Here is a 22,818-nt window from a genome sequence, read left to right as displayed (position 1 = left end):
GCGATTGTCGAGCGATGCTGGATCGTAGAATGCGCCTTCGCTGTCTTTTCCTGCTGACCGCCGCCGCATTGGGCGGCTGCGCGCCGACCGTACATCTGCCGTCTGCCGATACGCAGCTGCCGCAGGGCTTCGAGGCTCCCGCAGCGCAGGGCGACAAGGGTGTTGTTGCACTCGATCACTGGTGGACCGATTTCAACGATCCGCAGCTCAGCAGCCTCGTCACGACCGCGCTCGAGCGTAGCACGACCGCGCGGCTGGCCTACGCCAGGATCGCCGAAGCGCGTGCCGTCCGCCTCCAGTCGCGCGCATCGACGCTGCCTACGGGCAACTTGACCGGCAGCCTGACCGAACAGGGCAGCAAGCGGCTCTGGGGAGACGGCGTCACTCAAGACGCGAACACGCTTTACCAGGCGAGCTTTACGCCAAGCTGGGAGATCGACCTGTTCGGCCGCCTCGCTGCCATTCGCGGCAAGGCCGATCTCGATTACCAGGCCTCGGCGCTCGACTTTTACGGCGCGCGGCTGGCGCTGGCCGGCGACGTCGCGGCCGCGCTGTTCCAGGCGCGCTTCCTCGCGGTCCAGCTCGATACCGCGAACGAGACGCTGCAGATTGCGCGCGACCTGGCAACATCGGCCGACATCGGCCGCGAACGCGGGCTGATTTCGGGGCAGGACGCCGCCCGGCTCGAAGCCGACGTCGCCAGCGCCGAGGCCGAGGCGATCCGGCTCGAAGCCGAACTGCGCGCCGCCAAGCGCTCGCTGCTGATCCTGATCGGCGAGCCTGCCGCCTCCACCGACACGCTGACGATCGCGGCATCGCTGGCCGCGCCGCCGGCGGTGCCCCAGGCAACGCCAGGCCTGCTGCTCGCGCGCCGGCCCGACGTGCGTGGCGCCGAGGTGGCGCTGGCCTCGGCCGCGCGGACCGTCCAGATCGACCGGCTCGCGCTGTTCCCGCGTTTTTCGATCCAGCCGGGAGCCGTCCTCAGCGCCACCGATAGCGGCGGCACGGGGTTGTGGTCACTGGTGGCGGGGCTGGCCGTGCCGGTGCTCGACCGCGCCCGCCTGCTCGCCGGGCTTCGCATCAGTGAAGCGCGCGGGCAGCAGGCGGTCATCGGCTATGAGCAGGCGGTCCAGACCGCGTTCGGCGAGGCCGAGAACGCGCTGACCCGCGTCGACGCCGGCCAGCGCCGGATCGGCGAACTCGTCGTGGCGACCGAGCGTGCCCGCTATGCCTTCGATACTGCGCGGCGCGGCTATTCGGCCGGCCTGACCGATCTCACCACGCTGCTGCAGGCGGAGCGCATCTGGTTGCAGAACCGCGTCACGCTTAACACGGCCCAGTTCGGCCTGCTCTCCGACACTGTAACTGCGATCCGCGCATTGGGCGGGGGCTGGGATCCGCAGGCCGATCTCACTCCGTCGGCGCCACTTCCCTCGAGCCCGGAAGCCCGTTGATGCCACGTCCCCATTCCCTTCTGTCTATGCTGGCTCTTGCGTTGCTGCTCGCCGGATGCGGCAAGAAGACCGCGGGCCGCGAGGAGATGCCGCCGCAGACCGTCACCGCTGCGGTAGCCGCGCGGCACGACGTCGCCGGGGCACTGACCGCTTCGGGCCGGCTGCTGCCGCGCGAGGAGATGGCCGTCGCCGCCGATCTCAGCGGCTTCCGCGTTTCGCGCGTGCTCGTCGAGGAAGGCCAGCGCGTGCGCGCGGGCGAGGTTCTGGCGGTGCTCGACGACAGCTTGCTGCGCTCGCAGATCGATCAGGTTCGCGCCACCTTGGCGCAGCAGCAGGTCGCAGCCGAGCAAGCCGTCGCCCAGGCCGGACGCGTCGAAGGGCTGGACAACCAGGGTGTGCTGTCGAAGGAGGCGATCGAGACGCGCCGCTTCGCCGCGCGTACCGGCCGCGCCGCAGTCGCGGCCAGCCGCGCGCAGCTCAACGACCTGCTGACCCGGCAGGCGCACCTGCAGATCCGCGCGCCGGCCGGCGGTGTGATCCTGGAGCGTACCGTCCGGCCGGGCGATACCTCCGCCGCCGGAACCGCGATGTTCCGAATGGCGCGCGACAGTGAGATCGAGCTCTATGCCGAGCTGCCCGAAAGCGACATCGGCACGGTTGCGATCGGCGATCCGGCCGAGGTCGTGCTCGCCTCGGGCCGCAAGCTCGCCGGGCATGTGCGGCTGATCGGCATGCGCGTCGATCCGCAGACCGGAGCCACTATTGCCCGGATCGCGCTGCCGAACGATCCCGAGTTGCGCCAGGGCGGTTTCGCCGAGGCGCGGTTCACGCGCAATTTCTCGCTGCTCGCCGTGCCCGAAGCGGCGGTCCATTTCGACGCCGATGGCGCCTCGGTTACGCTGATCGACGGCAACGACCGCGTCCGCAATGTCAAGGTGCGGACCGGCCGCCGCGCGCAGGGGCTGGTCGAGATCGTCTCGGGCCTTGCCGAGGGCAGCCGCGTGGCAGTGAAGGGTAGCGCCTTCGTGCTCAACGGCGACAAGGTGAAGGTCGCCAAATGAAGATCTCCGCCTGGGCGATCCGCAACCCGATCCCGGTCTCGTTGCTGTTTATCATCCTGACCCTGGCTGGCGCGGTCGCCTTCCTGCGGATGCCGATCAAGCAGTTCCCCAACGTCCAGCTGCCGATCGTCACGGTCACCGTCACGCAAAGCGGCGCGGCGCCGACCGAGATGGAGAACCAGATCACCCGTCCGCTGGAGAACGCGCTGACGGGCGTCGCCGGGATCAAGAACGTCAGCTCGACGGTCACCACCGGATCGTCGAACACGACACTGGAATTCGAGCTCGGCACCGACATCCAGAAAGCGGTCGATGACGTGCGAACGATCGTCGAGCGGACGCGGGTGCAGCTGCCTTCGGGCATCGATCCCCCTTCGGTGCAGCGGCTCGATCTCGATAGCGCGCCGGTGATGACCTACGCGGTCAGCGCACCGCAGATGGGCGATACCCAGCTCGCCTGGTTCGTCGACAACGACGTCGCCCGCGTGCTGCAGGCGCAGAACGGCGTGGCTCAGGTGTCGCGGATCGGTGGGGCGAGCCGCGAGATCGACGTCATCCTCGATCCGCAGCGCATGGCTGCGCTCGATATCAACGCGGCCCAGGTCAACGCCGCGCTCGCCGCGTTCCATAGCGACAACCCCGGTGGTCGCGCCACGGTCGGCGCGGTTGAGCAGACGATCCGCGTTCTCGGCTCGGCAACGGATGTCGCGGCGATCCGCAACCTGACGATCCCGGTCCAGGGGCGCTACGTGCGGCTGTCCGACATCGCCGAAGTCGGCGACGGGCAAGGCGAGGTCCGCGGCTTCGCCCGGCTCAACGGGCGCCCGACCGTGGCGATCCAGATCTCGAAGACGAGCAACGCCTCCGACGTCACGGTCGACAACGGGGTCAAAGCTGGCATCGCCCAACTCGCGCATGACCATCCCGGCGTAACCTTCACCCGCATCGTCTCGACCGCCGATCAGACCCGCGCCGCTTTCGCCGCGACGCTCGACGTGCTGGTCGAGGGCATCGTGCTGGCCATCGTCGTCGTCTACCTGTTCCTGCGCGACTGGCGCGCCACCGCGATCGCCGCGACGGCCATGCCGATGTCGTTGATCCCGACCTTCATCTTCATGGCGGCGATGGGCTTTAGCCTGAACGGCTTGACCCTGCTGGCGCTGACGCTGGTCATCGGCATTCTCGTCGACGACGCGATCGTCGAGATCGAGAATATCGAGAAGCGTATCGAGCGTGGGGAATCGCCCTACCGCGCCGCGCTGGTCGGTGCCGATTCGATCGGCCTGGCGGTCATCGCCACGACTGCGACGATCATCGCCGTCTTCGCGCCGGTTTCGGCAATCCCGGGAGAGGTGGGGCAGTTCTTCAAGGAATTCGGCCTGACGGTCGCCGCCGCGGTGACCTTCTCGCTGATCGTCGCGCGGCTGTTGACGCCGCTGATGGCGGCCTATTTCCTGACCCCGCACGAGAACCGCGCCGGCTTCGGCGTCGGCGGTGGAATCCACCCCCTCCACCAGCGCCTGCTCGATTGGGCGCTGGAGCGGCCGTTCAAGTGCACGCTGATTGGCGGCGGGCTGTTCGTGGTGGCGCTGGCGTTGGGCGCGACCCTGCCGATCGGCTTCCAGGCCGTGCCCAACCGCAATTACATCTACATCGCGATGGAAGGCCCCCCGGGCGCCACGCGCGAAGGCATGAGCGCGGCCGTGCAGAAGGCCACGCAGATGATCCTGAAGCAGCCGGACGTCGACGCGGTCTTCGCCCAAGTGGGGTCGAACGCGAGCTCGTTTGGCGCGATAGGCGGCGGCTCGGACATCGGCGACGGCACGCTGACCGTGGTGCTCAAGCACAAGCGTTCGCAGACGTCCGAGCAGTTCCAGGCGATGATCGGCCCGAAGCTGCGCGCCATTCCCGAGGCCCGGTTCTACAATCAGGGCAATTTCGGCCAGGCCGCGGTGAGCGTCGTGCTCGCCGGGCAGGACGGCGCCGCGCTCGAACGCGTGCAGATGCAACTGCTGCGCGAGATGCGTTCGGTCGCGTCGGTCGCCGACCCGCGGCCGAGCCCTTCGGCTCCCGGACCCGAACTCATCGTCACGCCGCGACCCGCCGAGGCGGCGCGGCTGGGCGTCGACAGCCAGGCGCTGGCCAATGTCCTGCGGATCGCGACGATCGGCGACATCGACGCCGCGGTCGCCAAGTACTCGGCCGGCGAGCAGCGCCTGCCGATCCGCGTGCGGCTGCCCGAAAGCGCACGCTACGATCTCGACACGATCGCCCAGCTGCGCGTCCCGACGCTCGACGGCAAGACCACGCCGCTGTCCAGCGTCGCTGATTTCCGCTTCCAGTCGGGGCCGGGCAAGATCGTGCGCTTCGACCGCGAGCGCCGGGTTGCGGTCGATGCCGATCTCGCGGTCGGCGCGGTGATCGGCTCGGCCTTGCAGGACGTGCGCAAGCTGCCCGCGATGCGCCACCTGCCGCCAGGCATTCACGAGGCCAACCAGGGCGTCAACCAGCAGCTCGGCGAGCTGTTCGTCGGTTTCATCCTCGCGCTGGTCGCGGGCATCGGCCTGACCTTTACCGTGCTGGTCTTGCTCTTCCGCGGCTTCTTCAAGCCCGTGGTCATCATGGGCGCGCTGCCGCTGTCGATGGTCGGCGCCTTCGCCGCGCTCAAGCTCGGCGGCTTCGCGCTTGAGCTGCCGGTGTTCATTGGTTTTCTCATGCTCATGGGCCTCTGCGCCAAGAACTCGATCCTGCTCGTCGAGTTCGCGATCGAGCACGAGCGCGCCGGTGCCTCGATGCGCGACGCGCTGATCGAGGCCTGCGCCCAGCGCACCCGGCCGATCGTCATGACCTCGGTGGCGATGATCGCGGGTATGCTGCCCACTGCCTTTGCCGTCAGCGAAGGATCGGAGTCGCGCCAGCCGATGGCGGTGGCGGTGATCGGCGGCATGCTGACCTCGACCGCGCTGTCGCTGTTCCTCGTGCCGGTAATCTACGAGATCATCGACCGCTTCGAACTGCGCATCCGGCCCAAGCTCGCGCGGCTGGTGAACCCGCGCCGGCCGGGCGATGACGATCCGTTGCCGGGGGGAACAACCCGCTTCGTCCTAGGGACTGGACGACGGCACCCACTACACCTATATACCGACCGGTATGGAATGTTCAGCAACCCCGAGCCGCGGCAGACCGCGCGAGTTCGATTCGGACGAAGCCCTTGCGGCTGCGCTGCGCGTCTTCTGGCAACGCGGCTACGAAAGCGCCTCGATGGCCGAGCTGACAGAGGCCATGGGCATCACCAAGCCCAGCCTCTACGCCTGTTTCGGCAACAAGGAATCGCTGTTTCGCTCGGCGCTCGATCTCTACGAGCGTGAGAAGCTCTGCTATACGAGCACTGCGCTCGAAGCCGATACCGCGCGCGGTGTCGCCGAGCGGCTGCTGCGCGGGGGCCTTGCGATCCAGTGCGGGGAGAGCGATCCGCAGGGCTGCCTCAGCGTCATCAGCACCGTGGTTTGCGGGGCCGAGGCCGAGTCGATCCGCACCGAGGTCATCGCCCGTCGTGCTTCGTCCGAAGCCGCGCTGGTGCGCCGGCTGCAACGCGCGCGCGACGAGGGCGACCTGCCCGAGCATGCCGATCCCGAAGCCCTGGCGAGTTATCTGACCACGGTGCTCCAGGGCATGTCGGTCAAGGCCAGTGCTGGCGCCTGTCGCGACGTGCTCGGCCGCATCGTCGATACCACGCTGGCGATGTGGCCTAGCGCCTGACGCCGCCGTGACTTCAAGCGTGTGATGTCACACTTTGGCTGCCTGTCTCGTCTTGGCGGAGTGGCCCCAAAAAAATTTCATTAATCGGCCATTCACCCCTTGAAAGAGGGACCTGCCGAACAAACTTACCGGGTGGTACAGAAATAGGCTTGACGGTTATTGCATCGCAATATATACCGATCAGTATAGAAATGAGGGCATCGGCTTCGCTGACGCCAAAGTGACGAAGGAGGATCGATGAAACTCTGTCCGACCGGCGGGATGACCCGCTAAACCTTTGAGGGCGGCCTTTCAGGCAGTGCCCTTCTGACATTCCCGAACCGACGGAGTCGCCGTCCCTGTATCGCTGCGGGGAGTGCTGACGGCTGCGTCTTTGGCTTTACCCGGCGGACCCACCCCCCCCTCCCGCCGGGTCCCCGGACGCGCGCCCAACGGCCGCGTCCGGGCATAGATTTGGAGCAGGCCCATGGCTTTCATCGACTTTTCCGAAACCGCGGCGGCGCCAGCGCTGAACCGTTCCGTCCCACAGCTCGACAAGCTGGTCGCCGACCACGCGAGCGCATTCTCGCCGCTCGAAGCGCGCGTACTCGAGCTGTCGCACCACGATGGGCTCGACACGCTGCAGCCCCAGCCCAAGCGCAGCTTGCTCGGCCGTATCGTGCTTGGCCCGCAGCCTCCCGCACGGACCTTGGCGAACGATCGGCTGGAAGCGCTCCGCCGCCTCGCCGTCGAGGCGCGCCACTACGGCTGGCACGTCCGCACCTCGGTCATCGCCGCGGCCAAGAAGGCCGGCTTCAGCGAAATCCAGATCAGCCGCGTGATCGACACGATCGGCGGCGCCCCCAAGCTTACCCAAAGGACTTACGCATGAATGCCCACGTCAATCTCGAAGCGGATGCGATTGAGGCGGTCCATGTCGAGCCGGCACCCCGACCCCGTTTGACGCGGCGCAAGGGTGTGATCGCGGCGATCGCGCTGGTGGCGGTGGTCGGCATCGGCTGGAAGGTGCTCGACCGGCCCGTCGAAGCGGCGGCCATGCCGCCGGCGACGGTCCAGATCGCGCATCCGCTGCTGCGCGAAGTCAACCAGTGGGATGACTACGTCGGCCGTTTCGCTCCGAGCCAGACGGTGGAAATCCGCCCACGCGTCTCGGGCGCGATCACCGCGATCCACTTCCGCGACGGCGATGTCGTCCAGAAGGGGCAGGCGCTGTTCACCGTCGATCCGCGTCCCTATCTGGCCGCGCTCGCCGAGGCCCGCGCCGAAGTGGCCTCGGCCAACAGCGCGCTGGCGCTCGCCCGTTCCGACGCTGGGCGCGTGGCCGGTCTGACCGGCGACGAGGCAGTTTCGGCGAGCGAGGTCGACAGCCTGCGCGCCAAGGTCCGCGCCGCCTCCGCCGCGCTCGCCGCAGCGCAGGCGCGCGTCCAGCAGCGTGCGCTCGACGTCGAGTTCACCACCGTCCGCGCGCCGATTTCGGGCCGCGTTTCCGACCGGCGCATCGACATCGGCAATCTGGTGTCGGGCGAGGGTGGGGCGGGTGCGACGCTGCTGACCACGGTCAATGCGATGGACCCGATCTACTTCACGTTCGACGCTTCCGAAGCGCTCTACCTCAAGGCGCAGCGCGATGCCGCGGCGAAGCGGGCCGGCGGCGAGGTCGAAGTCCGACTGCAGGACGAGGCCGACTACCGCTGGAAGGGCGCGCTCGATTTCACCGACAACGGGCTCGATCCGCGCTCGGGCACGATCCGGATCCGCGCCGCCTTCGCCAATCCGCAAGGGTTTCTCACGCCCGGCATGTTTGGCAACATGCGGCTGGCGAGCGGCGGCACGGTCAAGGCACTGCTCGTGCCTGATGCCGCGGTCCAGTCCGACCAGGCGCGCAAGCTCGTCTATGTCGTCGCCAAGGACGGCACGGTTTCGGCCAAGCCGGTCGAACTCGGGCCGCTGGTCGATGGCCTGCGCGTCGTCCGCGCGGGCCTCGCCACCGGGGACAGCGTCGTGATCTCGAACTACCAGGCGGCCGCGCCGGGCAGCAAGGTGCTGGTCAAGCAAGGCAAGATCGTCGCGGCGCCGGCGCGGGCCGTGGCGCCCGGTGTTTCTGCGCCGAGCGCTGCCCAGGCGACCCTGGCCAACTGACCTAACGAAGAACGTAGTCATTCCCGCGAGAGCGGGAACCCATCTCCCGCCCATTCCCGCCACCGAACCGGCGGGGGATGGGGTTCTGCGCCTGCGGAATGACGAGGATATTTTGACAGGCGCGGTCCCGCCTCAATCGGACACCACCCCAGAAAGGGGGCACCCCATGCGACTTTCGCGCTTCTTCATCGACCGGCCGATCTTCGCCGGCGTCATCGCGGTGATCATCACCATCGTCGGCGCGCTGGCTTTCGTCGGCCTGCCGATCAGCCAGTATCCCGACATCGTCCCGCCGACGGTGACCGTCGTTGCCCAATATCCGGGTGCTTCGGCCGAGACCGTTGCCGAAACCGTGGCCGCGCCGATCGAGCAGGAGATCAACGGCGTCGACGACATGCTCTACATGAGCTCGCAGTCGACCGGCGACGGCAAGGTGACGATCACCGTCACTTTCAAGATCGGCACCGACCTTGATGCCGCCCAGGTGCTCGTCCAGAACCGCGTCGCCGTGGCGACCCCCGCCTGCCTGAGGAAGTGCAGCGCTTCGGCGTCGTCACGCGCAAGACCTCGCCCGACTTCCTGATGGTCGTGAACCTGCAGTCGCCCGACGGCACTTTCGACCGCAATTACCTGTCGAACTATGCGCTGACCCAGGTGCGCGACCGTCTGTCGCGGATCGACGGCGTCGGTGACGTCACCCTGTTCGGCTCGCGCGACTACGGCATGCGCATCTGGATCGATCCGGGCCGCGCCGCCGCGCTAGACCTGACCGCGGGCGAGATCCTGGCGGCGCTGCGCGCGCAGAACGTGCAGGTTTCCGCCGGTGCGCTCGGTCAGCCGCCTTACAACCAGGGCAATGCCTATCAGGTCGGGGTCGAGCTCCAAGGCCGGCTCAACGATCCGCAGCAGTTCGCCGACATCGTCATTCGCACCGATGCCAGCGGCCGCCAGGTTCGCGTCCGCGACGTCGCCCGGGTCGAGCTCGGCGCGCAGGACTACAACATCAACACCTATCTCTCGGGCAAGCCGACCGTGGTCATCGCGGTGCTGCAGCGTCCGGGCTCGAACGCGCTCGACGCCGCCCAGAAGGTCCGCGCCGAGATGGACTCGCTGGCCACCAAGTTCCCCAAGGGCCTCGAATACAGCGTCATCTACAACCCGACCGAATTCATCGGCCAGTCGATCGACGCCGTCTACCACACGCTGTTCGAGGCGATGATCCTCGTCGTTCTCGTCATCCTCGTGTTCCTGCAGAACTGGCGCGCGGCGGTCATCCCGATCATCGCCATCCCGGTCTCGCTGATCGGCACGGCGGTGATGCTCGCGGCGCTCGGTTACTCGCTCAACAACCTATCCTTGTTCGGGCTGGTGCTGGCGATCGGCATCGTCGTCGACGACGCGATCGTCGTGGTCGAGAACGTCGAGCGCTATATCGAGGAGGGGCTGAGCCCGCTCGAAGCCGCACGCACCTCGATGGACGAGGTCTCGGGCGCGCTCGTCGCCATCGTCCTCGTGCTCTGCGCGGTCTTCGTGCCGACGCTGTTCATCAGCGGCATCTCGGGCGCCTTCTACAAGCAGTTCGCGGTGACGATCTCGACCGCGACGGTGATCTCGCTCGTGCTCTCGCTGACGCTGTCGCCGGCGCTCGCCGCGATCCTGCTGCGTCCGCGCCACGGCGGCCAGGAGATCGCCGATCTGCCGCGCTGGCGCCAGATCGCCGCGCGCGGCGCCGAGCGCTTCAACGACGGCTTCGAGAAGCTCAGCCACGGCTATGCCCGGCTGACCCGCCGGTTGCTGATGCGCCCGAAGAGAATGCTGCTGACCTATGCGGGCCTCATCGCCGCGACGCTCGGTATGTTCTGGGCGACGCCGGGCGGCTTCGTGCCCCAGCAGGACCAGGGCTATTTCCTCGCCGCCGCGTTCCTGCCCGCGGGCTCCTCGCTGGAGCGCACCGACGAGGTGACGCGCGAGATCGCGCAGAAGCTGCTGCCGATCAAGGGCATCCGCGGGGCGGTCATGTTCGCCGGCCTGCACGGTCCCTCGCGCACCGCCTCGCCCGATGCCGCCGCGATCTACTTCCCGTTCAAGAGCTTCGCCGAGCGCCAGAAGGAAGGCGTGACCTATGACCAGATCATGGCCGAGGCGCACAAGGCGCTTGCCGGCTACGACAAAGCACAGATCTATCTGCTGCCGCCGCCGACGATCAACGGCATCGTGCCTCCAGGCGGCTACCGCATGATCCTCGAGGACCGCGAGGGCCGCGGCTACAGTGAACTCGCCAAGACCGCCGGCGCCTTCCTCGCCAAGGCCAACCAGGAGAAGGGGCTGAGCCAGGTCTATACCCTGTTCAACCTTAACACGCCGCGCGTCTTCGCCGACGTCGATCGGAGCAAGGCCAATCTGCTGGGCGTGCCGCCAGAGCGTGTGTTCGAGGCGCTGCAGGTCTATCTGGGATCGACTTTCGTCAATGATTTCAACCTGCTTGGCCGCACCTATCGCGTCACCGCGCAGGCCGATGCGCCCTATCGCGGCTCGATCGCCGATATCGCCAACCTGAAGACGCGGTCGAACTCGGGCGCCATGGTGCCGATCGGCTCGGTCGCGACCTTCCAGGACAAGACCGGCCCCTACCGCGTGGTCCGCTACAACCTGCTCCCTGCAGTGGAGATCGACGGCAACGTCGCCCCCGGGTACTCCTCGGGCCAGGCGTTGACGACGATGGAGAAGCTCGCCGACGCCTCGCTGCCTTCAGGCTATGCCCATGAGTGGACCGGCATCGCCTTCCAGCAGGCGTCGGCGGGCAACACCGCCGGGATCGTCTTCGGCATGGCCGTGCTGTTCGTCTTCCTCGTCCTCGCGGCGCAGTACGAAAGCCTGACCCTGCCGCTGTCGATCATCCTGATCGTGCCGATGTGCCTGTTCGCGGCCATGGCCGGGGTCAACCTGCGCGGCATGGACAACAACATCCTGACGCAGATCGGGCTGGTCGTGCTGATCGCGCTCGCGGCCAAGAACGCGATCCTCGTGGTCGAATTCGCCAAGCAGGCCGAGGAGGAACGCGGCATGTCGCCAATCGAGGCCGCGGTCTATGCCGCGCGCACCCGCCTGCGGCCGATCCTGATGACGTCCTTCGCCTTCATCCTCGGCGCCGTGCCGCTCGTGATCGCCGAGGGGGCCGGCGCCGAGCTGCGCCAGGCGTTGGGCACAGCGGTGTTCTTCGGCATGGCCGGTGTCACCGCCTTCGGCCTGCTGTTCACGCCCACTTTCTACGTCGTCTGCCGCAATCTGGCCGACCGGCTCCGCACGCTCCGCCGTCGCGGCTCCGCCGACCCCATGCTGCAGCCGGCCGAATAGGACAAAGGCCATGAAGACCCGTAACTTCATCCTGTCGCTGCTCGCCGCTTCCAGCCTCACCGGCTGCGCGGTAGGCCCCAACTACGTCGCCGCCACACCGCCGCCGACCGCGAGCGGGCCATTCCTTGGTGCGGGCGACGCTTCGGTCGCCGCCGCCGAGCCCGCCAGCGACTGGTGGCAGCTCTACCGCGACCCGGTGCTCGACAAGCTCGTCGCCGATGCCCTGGCGGCCAATACCGACATCCGCGTCGCCGTGGCGCGGATCGAGCGGGCACGGGCTTCGCTCCGCGGCGCGCGTTCGGAAGCCCTGCCGCAGACGAATATCTCCGCTTCGGGCACCTATGGCCGCGTGCCGTCGAGCCAGGTTCTGCCCGGCGCCGATCGCCAGTTCCGCACCGTCGATGGCGGGATCGAGATCGGTTACGAGCTCGACCTGTTCGGTCGGGTCAAGCGTGGGGTCGAGGCCTCGCGCGCCGATCTCTCGGCCGCGCAGGAGGATGCCGATGCGGTGCGCGTCACCGTCGTCGCCGACACGGTCCAGGCCTATGTCGACGCGACCTCTTCAGCCGAGCGGCTGGCCGTCGCGAAGCGCACGATCGAATTGCTCGACGGTTCGGTGCGCATCACCCAGGCGCGGTTCGATCGCGGGCTGTCGCAGCAGCTAGATGTCATCCGCGTCACCCAGCTCCGCGAGCAGGAGCAGGCGGCGATCCCCTCGCTGACCGCCGACCGCGACGCGGCGCTGTTCCGCCTTGCGCTGCTGACCGGCCGCACGCCGCAGGACCTGCCCGCCGATGCCAAGACGCGCACGACCACGCCCGATGTTGGCCAGCCGATCCCGATCGGCGACGGCCGTATCCTGCTGTCGCGGCGTCCCGACGTCCGCGCGGCGGAGCGCCGGCTCGCGGCCGATACCGCGCGGATCGGCGTGGCCACGGCCGATCTCTATCCGCGGATCACCTTGGGCGGATCGATCGGCGCGACGGCGATAGGCTCGACCGATATATTCTCGGGAGGCCCGTTCCGCTGGCTGCTCGGGCCGCTGATTAGCTGGGCATTCCCCAACCAGGAAGCGATTCGTGCCCGGATCGGCGGCGCGCGGGCCGATGCCCAGGCCGATCTTGCGAGCTTCGACGGTACCGTGCTGCGCGCGCTGGGTGAGACCGAGACTGCGCTCTCCGCCTATCGCAATGCGCTGCTCCGCAAGGCGACGCTGTCTTCGGCGCGAGACGCCGCCGATGCCGCGGCGCGGATCAGCCTCGCTCGCCAGCGCCAGGGACAGATCGACTTCCTTTCGGTGCTCGACGCGCAGCGCACGCTGGCGCGGTCCGACGCAGATCTCGCCGAAGCCACGCGCGCGGTCGCTTTCGCCCAGGTGGAGCTGTTCCGCACGCTCGGCGGCAGCTGGAGGTCGGCGGACGTGGTCGAGGTCAAGCCCGCAGTTCTCTCCGATGCCCGGCTCTGATCGAGCCTACCCCTTGCCAAATGGGTTCGCTGCACTGCACAAGAGGCGATGCGCATCGCCATCGTCGATGAAAGCGCCGCACGCGCCTCGGTAATCCAGGAAGGTCTCGCATCGCTCGACGATTGCGAGATCTTCGTCGTGACCGAGCGGCGCGGGCTGGTCGCGCGGATTGGCGAGATTGCCCCGGACATCGTCCTTATGGACCTCGGCAACCCCTCGCGCGACGTGCTCGAGGAATATTTCGCTGTGAGCCGCGCACTAGCCCGGCCGATCGCGATGTTCGTCGACGAGAGCGACGACGAATCGATCGCCGCCTCGATCGATGCCGGTGTCTCGGCCTATGTCGTCGACGGGCTCGCGGCGGGGCGGATCAAGCCGCTGATCGACGTTGCTGTGCGGCGGTTCAACGCCTTTGCGCGGCTCCAGTCCGATCTCGCCGAGGCGCGCGGCGCGCTGGCCGAGCGGGAGACGATCGACAAGGCCAAGCGCATCCTCATGGACAGCCGTGGGCTTCCCGAGCCCAAGGCCTATGCCGAAATGCGCAAGGCCGCGATGGATCAAGGGCGAAAGATAGCCGAGATCGCCGATGCGATCGTAACGGCGCACAAGCTCATGGGAGGGAAGTGATGGCCGAGGAGCTGACGATCGGTTTCTTGCCCTTGGTCGACGGTTGCCTGCCGATCCTGGCGCGCGAACACGGCTTCGCCGAGGACGAAGGGCTGTCGCTGAACCTCGTCAAGGATGTGTCCTGGGCGACGGTGCTCGACCGGCTGCTCTATGGCCACAGCGACGCTGCGCACATGGTTGCCCCGCTCGCCATTGCGACCACGCTGGGGCGCGGGCGACCGGCGCAGCCGCTGTCGGTGCCTTTCGTTCTGGGGCTCAACGGCAATGCGATCACCTTGCACACCGACATCGCCGAACGCGTGGGCACAAAGGGAAAACTGGGCGATCCGGCCAAGGTGGGCGCGGCGCTGGCCGAGGTGGTGCGCGAGCGGGCAAGCGCTGGAAATCCCCTGCGTTTCGGCGTGGTACATCGCTATTCGAGCCACAACTACATGTTGCGCTATTGGCTCGCCGCCTGCGGGATCAGGCCGGACCGCGACGTCGAGATCACCACCGTGCCGCCGCCGTTTTGCGCGGATGCGCTGGAATCGGGCGAGGTCGACGGCATCTGCGTCGGCGAGCCGTGGAACAGCGTCGCGGTCGAGCGCGGGGCGGGGCAGATCGTGCTGGCGACTGCGCAGATCTGGCGTCGAGGCGTCGAGAAGGTTCTCGCGCTGCGCGAGCCGGTCCTCAACGAGAAGCGCGGTGCGGTGGAGCGGCTGATCCGCGCCATGTGCCGTGCGGGCAAACATTTCGTCGATCCGGCGAACTGGGAAAAGAACGCCGCGATCCTCGCGCGCGCCGAATATCTCGACGGCGACCCGGTGTTGATCCGGCGCGCCATCTCCGATCGTTTGCTGCTGGTGCGTGGGGACGAATTGGTTCATTTTCCCGATTTTATGTTCCAATATCGTGAGGCGGCCAACTTCCCGTGGGTCAGTCAGGCGCAGTGGCTCTACACCCAGATGGCACGCTGGGATGGGATAGCCTTCGATTCGGCGGATGCTGCAAAAGCGGGTCGCGTGTTCCGGCCGGACATATACCGCAGTGCACTAATCGGCACCGGCGAGCCGCTTCCGGGCGCCAGTTCCAAGGTCGAAGGCAGCCTCAACCAGAAGACTTCGGTGTCCACGCAGCAAGGTACGATGACCTTGGAAAGCAATGGCTTTTTTGATGGTCGGGTGTTCGATCCGACGCATCTTGCCGACTACATCGCCGACCTCGGCTGACACCCGTTCATGCTGCATCGCAAAAAATAACTTTACCGAGACTGAGCGAATCGGTTAGCTCTTGCGCAGCAGCCGGTCCGGCCGCCGCCCAAGGACGGGCGGCCCAGAGCGCCAATCGGCTTCACTGAAACATTGCGTGGCAACGTCGCCGCCCGAACTGGCTCCCTCCAGGGACCCAAGTCGAGGCGGCTTTTTTGCGTTGTCCGCAGGGCGGAGCAAGCGGCCGATGAGGCTAGTGCAGGATCAGCGACAGGACGAGGCCCAGCGCCAGCGCTGCGCTGACCGCCTGCCAGAAGGCCACCGGGTTGCGCTCGATCAGCGGCAGCGGGCGGCGCGGGCGGACTTCGAGCGAGCCGCCACGTTCGAGCGCGCGCAGCAGGTCGATCACGTCAGCGAAGCGCGCATCTGGGTCGGGCTGGATTGCGGTCAGGATCGCGTCGTCGAGCCAGCTGGGGATCTCGGCGCGGTACTTGGACGGCGGCACCGGACGGCCGAAGCGCGGGCGCTGGAAGGCTTCCTGCTCGCCGAAGGGCCAGTGGCCGGTCAGCCAGCGGTAGAGCGTGACGCCCAGCGCGAACTGGTCGGTCAGCGCGTCGCCGGCGTTCCCGGCGAACTGCTCGGGCGCCATGAAACCCGGCGTGCCGGGGATCTCGTCGCCGTGGAAATCCTCGACCCGCGGCAACCGCGCGACGCCGAGGTCGATCAGCTTGAGACCGCCGTCGGTGGTGAGCATGACATTGTCGGGCTTGATGTCGCGGTGGACCACTTCGAGCCGGTGCAGCGCCGCGACCGCGCGAGTGAGCCGGATCGCCTGCTCGACGCCGAGCTTCAGCGAGGGCAGGCCGCCGGCCAGCTTCTGCGCCATGGTCTCGCCCTCGAGCAAAGGCTGGACGCAGTAGAGCGCGGTCTGCCGCTCGGGTCGCACCGGGTGGGCGGCGAGCACGAATGGGCTGGCGACGCGCTGGGCGAGCAGCACTTCGCGGGCGAAGGCCAGGCGAATCGCGCGTTCGCTGAGCGCGCCCTGCCGCGGGAACTTGAGCACGACCTTGCTGCCGTCCTCGCCGTCCTCGGCGACGAGCAGGATCGCATAGCGCCCTTCGCTCAGCACGCGCTCGATGCGGAAGCCGTCGAAGCTGGCGCCCACCGCAGGCGGCGCGATCGAGGGCAGGGCGGACAGGCCCGAGAGGATGCCTTCGTGATCGGGCGCGGGCAGGCGGACGACGTCGATCAGCACGGCGGTGGCGTTATCCTTGCCGCCCGCGGCGAGCGCTGCCTCGACGAGTTCCTCGGCGGTCGCTTCGGCCGACATCTGGCAGCCCAGGATTGCCGCGATCCTGGCCGCGCTCAGTGTTCCGTGGACGCCGTCGCTGGTCAGCAGCAGGCGGTCGTGCTCGGCCAGCTCGATCGTCGAGTGATCGAGCCGCAACTCGGCCTCCATGCCAAGCGCGCGGATCAGCACGTGGCGCAAGTCGGGCTCGGGGCGGACGTGATCGGTCGTGAGGCAGGCCAGCCGCCCGCCGGCAAAGCGCCAGGCGCGGCTGTCGCCGACGTGCGCCAGGTGCGCGCGCCGGCCGCGCAGCGCCAGAGCGGTGAAGGTCGTCGCGGCGTTCTCCATGTCGTCGCCGCGGCCCATGCCGTGCAGCCAGCGGTTGTAGGCGGCCAGCGGACGCTGCATCGCCTTCGCCGGACCCAGCGTATCGGGCATCGCGTAGAAGCCCTCGATCAGTGCCCGCACCGCAAGCTCCGCCGCCACGCGGCCCCGCTTGCCGCCGCTAACGCCGTCCGCCACCGCGGCAATCACGCCGTGGCGGGCGCGTTCGAGCGCGCTGCCCAGGTGGACGCCGCCGAAATCCTGGTTCTCCTCGCGCGGCCCGACGGCGCTGGCAAAGCCGGCCGCCAGCACGAGTTCGCCCGCATCGCGCAAATTTCCCGCTCCCTCACATGTGCGGGCGCCACGCCCGCCCGCGTGAGGATCGTTTTCACTTCCGTCTCGTCAAGTCCGAAGGGGTCATGCCAATGAACACGCTAGCCATGCCAAGTGAGGGCGCCCGCATGGAAACAGGTGCCAGTTTCTGGAAATCGGGGAACCGGGCGACGCTGTTCGCCGCGTTCCTCTATTTCGACGTCTCGTTCATGGTCTGGGTGATGCTCGGCCCGCTGGCGCCGATCATCTCGAAGGACCTCGGTCTCGACCCAGCGCAAAAGGGCCTGATGGTCGCCATTCCGACCTTGGCCGGTGCGGTGCTCCGACTGGTCAACGGCCTGTCGGTCGACCGGCTAGGACCCAAGCTGGTCGGCGCGATCAACCAACTGATCGTCATCGCCGGCCTCGCCGCGGCCTGGCATTTCGGCATTTCGACCTACGAAGGCACGCTCGCGGTCGGCGTGCTGCTGGGCTTCGCCGGGGCGAGCTTCGCCGTGGCGCTGCCGCTCGCCAGCCGCTGGTATCCGCCGGAGCACCAGGGCAAGGCCATGGGCATCGCCGGCATGGGCAATTCGGGCACCGTTCTCGCCTCGCTGTTCGCGCCGCTGCTCGCCAAGATGTTCGGCTGGAACAACGTGTTCGGCCTCGCGCTGATCCCGCTGGTGGCCGTGTTCATCTACTACATGATCGCCGCCAAGGACTCCCCCGACCAGCCCGCACCCAAGTCGCTGTCGGCCTATGCCGAAGTGCTGAAGGAGAAGGACGCCTGGTGGTTCATGCTGTTCTACTTCGTCACTTTCGGCGGCTTTGTCGGCCTCTCCAACTCGCTGCCGACCTACTACGCTGACAGCTACGGGCTGACCCCGGTGGTGGCCGGTTACTGCACGGCGGCGGCGGTGTTCGCAGGGTCGCTGCTCCGCCCGATCGGCGGCGCCTTCGCCGACCGTTTCGGCGGGATCAAGACGCTGACCGTGGTCTATCTGCTGGCTGCCCTGGTGCTCGTCGGCATCGCGCTCAGCGCTGCCTCTCTGCCGCTGACCTTCTGCCTGTTCCTGCTGGTCATGGGCACTCTGGGCATCGGTAACGGCGCGGTGTTCCAGCTCGTGCCGCAACGCTTCCGCAAGGAGATCGGCGTGATGACCGGGCTCGTCGGCTTCGGCGGCGGCGTCGGCGGCTTTTACCTCGCCTCGTCGCTCGGCTTCGCCAAGAAGCTGACCGGCAGCGCCACGCCGGGCTTCCTGATCTTCGCCAGTCTCGCGGTGGTCGCGCTCCTCGGCCTCACCATGGTCAAGACCCGCTGGCGGACGACCTGGGGTGCCGCGGTCCAGGGCGTGCGCATCTGATCAGAGACGATAATGGGCGGGGGCGAAAGCCTCCGTCCACCGGACCGCGCATGACCGCGGCCGGACGGGGAGGGGCCTGACGCCAGAAAAACCCGTCAGGAAGGGATCTAAAACATGAGGAAGATTTTGACGGTGGCCGCACTCGCGGCGCCGCTCGGTTTCGCGCAGCCTGCGCTCGCCGCCCCCGCCGCGCCGAAGTTCGGTGCTCCCGTGCAGGTCGGTGACGGCTTTACGCTCGACCCGATCATCGACGCCCGGCTGCGCTGGGAGCATGTCGATCAACCCACGACCGATGCCGACGCCGTCACCCTGCGGCTCCGTGCCGGCGTCGAGCTCAAGCATGTGTCGGGCCTGTCGCTGCTCGTCGAGGGTGAAGGCACCCTAGCGATCGGCGCCGACTACAACGCCTTTCCCTTCGCCGTCGCGGTGAAGCAGCGGCGCCCGCAGTTCTCGACCATTCCCGATCCCGAGAACATCGACCTCAATCGGGCGCAGATCCAGTACAAGAGCAAGGCTGCGACGCTCACGCTCGGTCGGCAGCGGATCAACATTGACGACCAGCGCTGGGTCGGCTCGGTCGGCTGGCGGCAGAACGAGCAGACCTTCGACGCGGTGCGCGGCGAGGCGAAACTGGGGCCGGTGGCGCTCGACGCGACCTATGCGATCAGCCAGCGGACGATCTTCGGAATAGACGCTGGCCGCGCTGCGGATTTTGCACCGGGCACGGGGCCGCGCCAGCATTACAAGGGCGATTTCGTCTTCCTCAACGCCACGGGCAAGCTCGGCCCGATCAACCTGCGGGCGTTCTCCTATCTGCTCGACTATGATCCGAGCTTCTTCCTGGCCAATAGCTCGCAGACCTATGGCGGCAAGGCGACTGGATCGTTTGCGCTGGCCAAGAAGGTCAAGCTGAACCTGATGGCCAGCTATGCCCGGCAAAGCGACTACGGCAAGAACCCGGTAAACTATGCCGCCGACTATATCGCGGGCGAAGCCGGGCTGGCCGTCGACAAGCTGACTCTGACCGGCGGCTACGAGGAACTCGGCAGCGACCGCACGGCCGCTGCCGGCGCGAGCCGGGCGGTGCAGACGCCGATGGCAACCTTGCACAAGTTAAACGGCTGGGCGGACATGTTCCTGACGACGCCGAATAAGGGCCTGCGCGACTACTACGCTGGCGTCGCCTACAAGTTCGATGGGGTGAAGGCGCTGCCCGGTCTGAACGCCGCGGTGATCTGGCACAAGTTCGACAGCGACATCGGCCATCTCGACTACGGCGACGAATGGGACGCTTCGCTCGGCTTCAAAGTGAAGCAGGTCGCCATCCTGGCGAAGTACGCCAACTACAAGCGCCACGGCGCGGCTGATTTCGCGGGCGACCAGGATACCGAGAAATTCTGGCTTCAGGCCGAGGTATCGTTCTGAGCAATTGCTGCACTGCAAAATAGGCCTTGCTCCCTGACCCCCGAATCGGTTAGTCAGGGAGCAGAGCAAAGCATCGCCGTCCAACGTCGGGCGATATCAGCGCAGCAGCTTACTTTAGACAACGCGTGGCAACGGAGCCGCCCGAAAGATCCCTCAAAAGGATCATTTCGAGGCGGCTTTTTCGTTGTGCGCGTCAGGCACGGAGACGCGACGTGAATGCGCCGATGACATTCGGAAACGACAACCGGGAAGCCAGCGGCCGCGAGCGGCTGGTGGTAATCGGCAACGGCATGGCCGGCTGCCGCGCGGTCGAGGAAATCCTCGCGCGCGATCCGGGTCGCTACTCGATCGCGATCTTCGGCGCCGAGCCGCGGGTGAACTACAACCGCATAATGCTCTCGCCGGTGCTGGCCGGCGAGAAGGCCTTCGACGACATCGTCATCAACAGCGCCGAATGGTACGAAGAGAACGGCATCGAGCTGATCTCGGGCGACCCGGTCGAGCAGATCGACCGCGCGACGCAGACCGTCATCGCCCGCTCGGGCCGGGTCGAACCCTATGATCGGCTGCTGATCGCCACGGGCTCCGATCCGTTCATCATCCCCGTGCCCGGCCACAAGCTGCCCGGCGTGGTGACCTTCCGCGACCTCGACGACGTCGACAAGATGCTCGCCGCGGCGGAGAAGGGCGGTTCGGCGGTGGTCATCGGCGGGGGCCTGCTCGGGCTCGAGGCGGCGCACGGCCTCAACCTGCGAGGCATGTCGGTCACCGTGATCCACCTGATGCCGACCTTGATGGAACGCCAGCTCGACGAAGCCGCCGGCTGGCTGCTCAAGGCCGAACTCGAACGCCGCGGCCAGGTTATCCTGACCGGGGCGGATACGGCCGAGATCGTCGAGAAAGATGGCCACGTTGCCGGCGTGAAGCTCAAGGACGGACGTGAGATCGCTGCCGACATCGTCGTCATGGCGGTCGGCATCCGCCCCGCCACGGCGCTGGGCAAGGCGGCGGGCCTCGAAGTCGAGCGCGGCATCATGGTCGACGACCACATGGTCACGTCGGATCCCGCGATCATGGCCGTGGGCGAGTGCGTCCAGCATCGCGGCCTGTGTTACGGGCTCGTCGCGCCGCTCTGGGACATGTGCCGAGCGCTGGCCGATCACGCGACCGACCAGCCCACCGGCTACGAGGGCTCGGTCACTTCGACCAAGCTCAAGGTTTCGGGCATCGACCTGTTCTCCGCCGGCGATTTCTCGGGCGGCGACGGCGCCGAGGACATCGTCATGCGCGACGCCGCCCGCGGCGTTTACAAGCGCGTGATCGTCAAGGACGACAAGCTGGTCGGCGCGGTACTCTACGGCGATACCGCCGACGGCTCGTGGTACTTCGACCTGCTGAAGAAGGGCGAGGACGTCTCCGACATCCGCGACGCGCTGATCTTCGGCCAGGCCTTTGCTTCGGGGGGGCGCCCTCACGGACCCTAATGCGGCCGTTGCCGCCCTCTCGGATGATGCCGAGATCTGCGGTTGCAACGGCGTTTCCAAGGGCAAGGTCGTCGCGACGATCCAGCAGGGCGCTTGCAGCCTCGATGCAGTGCGCTCGCAGTGCAAGGCTTCGGCAAGCTGCGGATCCTGCACCGGGCTGGTCGAAAGTCTGCTCAAGATCACCCTGGGCGACGATATCCAGTCAGGCCCCAAGACCGTTTGCAAGTGCACCAGCTTCAGCCACGACGACGTACGCCGCCTGATCCTTGAGAAGGAGTTGAAGGCGATACCTCAGGTGATGCAGGAACTGCACTGGACGACGCCTGACGGCTGCTCCTCGTGCCGCCCGGCGCTCAACTACTATCTGCTCGCCGCCTGGCCGGGCGTTTATGTCGACGACCAGCAGAGCCGCTTCGTCAACGAGCGAATGCACGCCAACATCCAGAAGGATGGTACCTATTCGGTCGTCCCGCGCATGTGGGGCGGGCTGACCAACCCGCGCGAACTGCGGGCGATCGCCGACGTCGTCGAGAAGTACGACGCGCCGATGGTCAAGGTCACCGGCGGCCAGCGGCTCGACATCTTCGGGATCAAGAAGGAGGATCTGCCTGCCGTCTGGGCCGATCTTAACGCGGCCGGCATGGTCTCGGGCCATGCCTATGGCAAGAGCCTACGCACCGTGAAAACCTGCGTTGGCAGCGAGTGGTGCCGGTTCGGAACCCAGGATTCGACCGGGCTTGGCGTCAAGATCGAGCAGATGACCTGGGGCTCGTGGATGCCGCACAAGTTCAAGATCGCGGTCTCGGGCTGCCCGCGCAATTGCGCCGAAGCAACGATCAAGGACTTCGGCGTGGTCTGCGTAGACTCGGGCTACGAACTTCACGTCGGCGGGAACGGCGGGATCAAGGTCCGCGCCACCGACCTGCTCTGCAAGGTCGCGAGCGAGGAAGAGGCGATGGAGGTCTGCGCGGCCTTCATCCAGCTCTACCGCGAACAGGCCTGGTATCTCGAACGAACCGCCCCCTGGATCGAGCGTGTCGGGCTCGATCACGTCAAGGCCGGGCTGTTCGACGACCCCGAAGCGGTGCGAACTCTTGCTGCCAAGTTCCGCTATTCACAGCAGTTCATGCAGGACGATCCCTGGGCCAAGCGCGCCGCGGGTGAGGACTCCGAACTGCACCAGCACCTTGCCGAAGTACGCCCTCTGGAGTTCGTTTGATGATTGGTGATTGGCTCGACATCGGTCCGACGGACCAGATCGCTCCGGGCAATGCCCGCACTCTGCCGGTTCGTGGGGGGCTGGAAATCGCGGTGTTCCATACGCTGGACAACCATTTCTATGCGCTGTTCAACCAGTGCCCCCACAAGCAGGGGCCGCTCAGCCAAGGCATCGTCCACGGCAACGTCGTGACCTGCCCCCTGCACAACTGGAACATCTCGCTCAAGACCGGCGAGGCGCTCGGTGACGACGAGGGCTGCGTCCCGACGATCCCCCTGAAGGTCGATGCCGGCCGGATTTACCTGCTGCGCGAGGCGGTCGTCCAGCGGCGCAAGCCGGTGGCGAAGGCGGCCTGA

Annotated in this window: 12 protein-coding genes and 3 pseudogenes; 14 read left to right on the top strand and 1 reads right to left on the bottom strand. The window is 67.3% G+C overall.

Features of this window, described 5'->3' with window-relative positions; all coding sequences use genetic code 11:
• Positions 1–29 precede the first annotated feature (29 nt).
• The 10 genes and pseudogenes from KRR38_RS13180 (at position 30) to KRR38_RS13135 (ending at position 15,067) form a co-directional block, all read left to right on the top strand.
• Positions 30–1,454 (top strand): efflux transporter outer membrane subunit, encoded by a 1,425-nt coding sequence (locus KRR38_RS13180; RefSeq protein WP_217402158.1) that lies wholly within the window; start codon positions 30–32, stop codon positions 1,452–1,454.
• Positions 1,454–2,515 (top strand): efflux RND transporter periplasmic adaptor subunit, encoded by a 1,062-nt coding sequence (locus KRR38_RS13175; RefSeq protein ID WP_217402156.1) that lies wholly within the window; start codon positions 1,454–1,456, stop codon positions 2,513–2,515. Before KRR38_RS13180 ends, KRR38_RS13175 begins: the two co-directional genes overlap by 1 nt.
• Positions 2,512–5,505 (top strand): annotated as a pseudogene (locus KRR38_RS13170) (efflux RND transporter permease subunit); the annotation flags it as partial. The gene KRR38_RS13175 and the pseudogene KRR38_RS13170, both read left to right, overlap by 4 nt.
• 160 nt (positions 5,506–5,665) lie before the next feature.
• Positions 5,666–6,274 (top strand): TetR/AcrR family transcriptional regulator, encoded by a 609-nt coding sequence (locus KRR38_RS13165; RefSeq protein ID WP_217402154.1) that lies wholly within the window; start codon positions 5,666–5,668, stop codon positions 6,272–6,274.
• Between the two features lie 466 nt (positions 6,275–6,740).
• Entirely contained in the window at positions 6,741–7,145 is a 405-nt protein-coding gene (locus KRR38_RS13160) for a hypothetical protein (protein ID WP_217402152.1), read from the top strand.
• Positions 7,142–8,413, top strand: coding sequence for an efflux RND transporter periplasmic adaptor subunit (locus KRR38_RS13155; protein ID WP_217402151.1), 1,272 nt, complete (start codon positions 7,142–7,144; stop codon positions 8,411–8,413). The genes KRR38_RS13160 and KRR38_RS13155 overlap by 4 nt, the downstream gene beginning before the upstream one ends.
• A gap of 166 nt (positions 8,414–8,579) precedes the next feature.
• Positions 8,580–11,767 (top strand): annotated as a pseudogene (locus KRR38_RS13150) (efflux RND transporter permease subunit).
• Positions 11,768–11,777: 10 nt separating this feature from the next.
• Complete coding sequence (locus KRR38_RS13145; RefSeq protein WP_217402150.1) at positions 11,778–13,232, top strand: efflux transporter outer membrane subunit; 1,455 nt, start codon at positions 11,778–11,780, stop codon at positions 13,230–13,232.
• 48 nt (positions 13,233–13,280) lie between these two features.
• Entirely contained in the window at positions 13,281–13,859 is a 579-nt protein-coding gene (locus KRR38_RS13140) for an ANTAR domain-containing response regulator (RefSeq protein WP_217402149.1), read from the top strand.
• Positions 13,859–15,067: a CmpA/NrtA family ABC transporter substrate-binding protein gene (locus KRR38_RS13135; protein ID WP_217402148.1), complete on the top strand. Its 1,209-nt coding sequence runs from the start codon at positions 13,859–13,861 to the stop codon at positions 15,065–15,067. Before KRR38_RS13140 ends, KRR38_RS13135 begins: the two co-directional genes overlap by 1 nt.
• Before the next feature lie 232 nt (positions 15,068–15,299).
• On the opposite strand, the gene KRR38_RS13130 is transcribed toward KRR38_RS13135, so the two are convergent.
• Positions 15,300–16,991: a bifunctional protein-serine/threonine kinase/phosphatase gene (locus KRR38_RS13130; RefSeq protein ID WP_217402147.1), complete on the bottom strand. Its 1,692-nt coding sequence runs from the start codon at positions 16,989–16,991 to the stop codon at positions 15,300–15,302.
• Between the two features lie 92 nt (positions 16,992–17,083).
• Between KRR38_RS13130 and KRR38_RS13125 the strand changes: the two genes are divergently transcribed.
• The 4 genes and pseudogenes from KRR38_RS13125 (at position 17,084) to nirD (ending at position 22,818) form a co-directional block, all read left to right on the top strand.
• Positions 17,084–18,334 (top strand): NarK/NasA family nitrate transporter, encoded by a 1,251-nt coding sequence (locus KRR38_RS13125; RefSeq protein ID WP_254514782.1) that lies wholly within the window; start codon positions 17,084–17,086, stop codon positions 18,332–18,334.
• 114 nt (positions 18,335–18,448) lie between these two features.
• Positions 18,449–19,759, top strand: a complete 1,311-nt coding sequence (locus KRR38_RS13120) for an alginate export family protein (RefSeq protein WP_217402146.1) — start codon at positions 18,449–18,451, stop codon at positions 19,757–19,759.
• A 224-nt stretch (positions 19,760–19,983) separates the two neighbouring features.
• Positions 19,984–22,462 (top strand): annotated as a pseudogene (gene nirB, locus KRR38_RS13115) (nitrite reductase large subunit NirB).
• Positions 22,462–22,818, top strand: coding sequence for a nitrite reductase small subunit NirD (gene nirD, locus KRR38_RS13110; RefSeq protein ID WP_217402145.1), 357 nt, complete (start codon positions 22,462–22,464; stop codon positions 22,816–22,818). The pseudogene nirB and the gene nirD overlap by 1 nt, the downstream one beginning before the upstream one ends.

The sequence above is a fragment of the Novosphingobium sp. G106 genome, from assembly GCF_019075875.1.
Taxonomy (GTDB): Bacteria; Pseudomonadota; Alphaproteobacteria; order Sphingomonadales; family Sphingomonadaceae; genus Novosphingobium.
This window is presented reverse-complemented; position numbering and strand designations above follow the sequence as displayed.